Source organism: Curtobacterium sp. B18, assembly GCF_000333375.1.
GTDB lineage: Bacteria > Actinomycetota > Actinomycetes > Actinomycetales > Microbacteriaceae > Curtobacterium.
The window spans coordinates 1-2,706 of the sequence record NZ_BACZ01000652.1; the positions used below are offsets into that span (position 1 = coordinate 1).

Sequence of the window (2,706 nt, forward strand, 5' to 3'; positions counted from 1 at the left end):
ACTCGTCATGGCGGCGTCGGTGATCTCGATGCTGCCCACCGTGATCCTGCTGATCCTGCTGCAGAAGCACCTCGTCAAGGGCATCGTCACCTCCGGCCTCGGTGGCCGGTAGCCGACCTCGCCAGGGCGCGCCGCGCCTCCCGACCGTCATCTGAAAGGAAACCGCCCCACATGACCATCACCGCACCCGCAGAGCCGCAGACCGCGACCGACGCCTCCGGGCTGCCCGCGTGGTTCCGCCACGACTCACCGCGATCACCATCCTGTTCGGCGTCGCCGTGCCGACGGTCGGCGACGAGGGCGCGCTGCCGACGGCGCTGCCGGGGTTCAACGGCATCACCACGCCGTTCTCGCTGGAGACGCTGCAGATCATCGCGCCGTACGCGTTCGGGGTGGCGATCGTGGGCCTGATCGAGACGCTGCTCACCGCCCAGCTCGTCGACTCGATCACCGAGACCGGGTCGAGCAAGTGGCGGGAGTCGTGGGGGCAGGGCATCGCGAACGTCGCCTCCGCCTTCTTCGGCGGGACCGGCGGGTGCGCGATGATCGGCCAGACCGTCATCAACGTGAAGACGGCGGGGGCCAGGACGCGCATCTCGACCTTCGCCGCCGGAGCGTCGGTGCTCGTGCTGACGATCGTCCTGCACGACGTCGTGGCCGAGATCCCGATGGCCGCGCTCACCGCGGTGATGATCATGGTCTGCGTCGCGACGTTCGACTGGCACAGCATCCGGCCCCGCACCCTCCGCCGGATGCCGCTCGGCGAGACCGCGGTGATGGTCATCACGGTCGTGGTCGTCGTCGTGACCGACAACCTCGCGACCGGCGTGCTCGTCGGGGTGGTCGTCGCGGCGCTCGTCTTCGCCCGGCGGGCAGCACACGTCGTGAGCGTCGCGCGCGAGGTCGTCGACGAGCACACGGTCCGGTACCGGGTCCGTGGAGCGCTGTTCTTCGCGTCCTCGAACGACCTCGTCACCCGGTTCTCCTACGCCGAGGACCCGGAGCACGTGGTCATCGACATGTCCGACGCGCACGTCTTCGACGCCAGCACGGTGGCGGCCCTCGACGGGGTCGAGCAGCGCTTCGCCAAGCACGGGTCGAGCGTCGAGGTGGTGCACCTCAACACCGGGTCCACGGCGATCCACGGGCGGCTGTCCGGCGAACTGGGCTGAGTGGTTCCGCATCCGGTGAATCCCCTGTGCGGCCGGTGGGAACGGCTGGGCGACCTACACTGGAACCCATGCCCGCGACCCGAATCCACCTCGTCCGTCACGGCGAGGTGCACAACCCGGACCGTGTGCTCTACGGGCGACTCCCCGGTTTCGGACTGAGCGACCTCGGCAAGCAGATGGCCAGCGCCTCCGCGATCGCGTGGAAGGACGCCGGTGTCGACGTCCGCCGCATCGTCGCGTCGCCCCTGCAGCGCACGCAGGAGTCCGCGGCGCCCTGGGCCGAGGCCTACGGGCTCGACGTCGCCCTCGACGAGCGGCTCATCGAGCCGACGAACCGGTACGAGGGTCAGCCCCCGGGCTTCACGAAGCGCTCGTTGGCGCGTCCGGCCGAGTGGCCGTGGATCGCGAACCCGTTCCGGCCGAGCTGGGGCGAGGCGTACGAGTCCATCGCGAACCGCATGGTCGCCGCGATCGCGACGGCGTGGGAGAGCGTCGACGAGGGCGACGTCGTCCTCGTCAGCCACCAGCTGCCGATCTGGATGGTGCACCGGCGCCTCGCCGGCGAGCAGCTCTGGCACGACCCGAGGAAGCGACGCTGCGACCTCTCGAGCATCACCACCGTCGAGCGTGTGCCCGCCACCTCGTCCGGTCGGTTCACCGAGGTCGGGTACGCGGATCCGGCGCAGGCGTTGCGCGCGACCGCGATCGACGAAGGAGCAGTGTGATCAGCAGCAGGAAGCGGCTCGCGGCCCTCGCGGCGACGGCGGTCGCGGCAGCCCTCGTCCTCACGGGGTGCTCGTCCGACAACGACTCGCTGTCGAAGCAGTACGGCAGCGGGACGACCCAGAACTACATCTCGGGCAACGGCGCGGTGACCGAGGTCGCCACCGACAAGCGCACCGACGCGGTGGACTTCCGCGCGAAGGACATCGACGGCCAGACCCTGTCCTCCAAGGAGCTCAAGGGCAAGGTCGTCGTCCTGAACTTCTGGTACGCCGGCTGCCCGCCGTGCCGAGCCGAGGCCAAGTACCTCAACACGGTCCACGACCAGTTCCAGGGCAAGGACGTCCAGTTCATCGGCGTGAACGTGCGCGACGAGCAGGGCACCGCCGAGGCGTTCGAGCGCACCTTCAAGGTCGACTACCCGACCGTGCTCGACCAGCAGACCGGCACCATGCAGCTCGCGCTCTCCGGGCAGATCGCCCCGAACGCGGTCCCCGCGACGATCGTCCTCGACAAGCAGGGCCGCGTCGCCGCGCGTGTGCTCGGTGCGGTCGACGGCCCGGGCATCCTCAACACGCTCGTCTCCGACGAGTTGTCGGGCAAGGCCTCCTGACCCGTGTCCAGCAACCCCTTCGCCGACGCGATCCTCAGCGGGCAGATGGCCGTGGCGCTCCCCGTCGCGGCCCTCGCCGGCCTCGTGTCGTTCCTGTCCCCGTGCGTACTGCCCCTCGTGCCGGGGTACCTCGGCTACGTCGGCGGCGTCGCCGAGGGCGGGCAGCGGCGGGGTCGAGTCGTGCTCGGGGTGCTGCTG

At 70.3% G+C, this 2,706-nt stretch carries 3 protein-coding genes and 1 pseudogene; all 4 read left to right on the forward strand.

Annotated elements, in window-relative coordinates:
• Window positions 1-230: 230 nt before the first annotated feature.
• Window positions 231-1,172, forward strand: coding sequence for a SulP family inorganic anion transporter (locus I5E_RS17525; protein WP_022908132.1), 942 nt, complete (start codon window positions 231-233; stop codon window positions 1,170-1,172).
• Between the two features lie 68 nt (window positions 1,173-1,240).
• Window positions 1,241-1,897, forward strand: coding sequence for a histidine phosphatase family protein (locus I5E_RS17530; RefSeq protein WP_022908133.1), 657 nt, complete (start codon window positions 1,241-1,243; stop codon window positions 1,895-1,897).
• Window positions 1,894-2,508 (forward strand): TlpA family protein disulfide reductase, encoded by a 615-nt coding sequence (locus tag I5E_RS17535; RefSeq protein WP_022908134.1) that lies wholly within the window; start codon window positions 1,894-1,896, stop codon window positions 2,506-2,508. The genes I5E_RS17530 and I5E_RS17535 overlap by 4 nt, the downstream gene beginning before the upstream one ends.
• 45 nt (window positions 2,509-2,553) lie before the next feature.
• A pseudogene (locus I5E_RS17540) lies at window positions 2,554-2,706 on the forward strand (cytochrome c biogenesis protein CcdA); the annotation flags it as partial.